The sequence below is a fragment of the Ruania rhizosphaerae genome (assembly GCF_009805705.1).
Classification (GTDB): Bacteria; Actinomycetota; Actinomycetes; order Actinomycetales; family Beutenbergiaceae; genus Ruania; species Ruania rhizosphaerae.
The window spans coordinates 1-691 of sequence record NZ_VSMB01000040.1; the positions used below are offsets into that span (position 1 = coordinate 1).

Sequence of the window (691 nt, forward strand, 5' to 3'; positions counted from 1 at the left end):
GGCCCAGGCGGTGCATCAGCACCCGCACCAGCAGGCGGTACTCCTCGGGCGTGGCATCGCGGTCCAGCAGCACCAGCACCCGCAACCTCGGAGCTTCGGCTGTGGCGCTGGCCGTGCTGTAGACCACCACCGCCCAGCCCTCCGCCCGCAGTTGGTCCAGCAGGTCGTCCCGGTCAGCGGGGGTCAGCGCGTCAGCGTCCAGGGTCAGTACCCCACGCGAGACCACCGCATCCTTCGAGCGGCGCTTACCGTTCAGCCGCCCTAGCACGTAGCAGGGGCCATCCTTCGGGCCCCTACGCGGCTTCTCAGCCCACGCCTGCACCTCGGTCCACGTGACCGTGCCCGGCTCCCAGGTCTTCGCCCGAGCGCTGTCGGCCGTCGAGACAGATAGCGCACGTGCCACCGGGTCACTGGTCCCGGTAGGCTTCGCCGTATCGAGTCCGGTGGTCTTTTCCGCCGTTGCGCCGCCCCTGGTCGGGCGGCGCTTCTCGTTTTCAGCCACGGTCCGCACCACCGTTCAGCAGCGCGCTCAGGTGGCGCACCTGGTCGGGGCGCAGCTTCGGGCCCGTTGCGAGCCGCTCAGTGATGGCACGCTCAAGCACTGCCACAGTCAGGGCGCGGCGCGCATCGGCTTCGGCCTCGGGGGTGGGTACTCGCCCCCGCTGATGCAGGACTGCCAGGCGGTTCCTGG

2 protein-coding genes are annotated in these 691 nt (G+C 70.6%); both read right to left on the minus strand.

All coding sequences use genetic code 11. From position 1 onward, the window contains the following. Positions 1 to 502: hypothetical protein (locus FV560_RS19970; protein ID WP_200837860.1), on the minus strand; the 502-nt coding region annotated here is incomplete at its 3' end. Next, a partial coding sequence (locus FV560_RS19975) for a hypothetical protein (protein ID WP_159623768.1) occupies positions 495 to 691 on the minus strand: 197 nt, incomplete at its 5' end. The genes FV560_RS19975 and FV560_RS19970, both read right to left, overlap by 8 nt.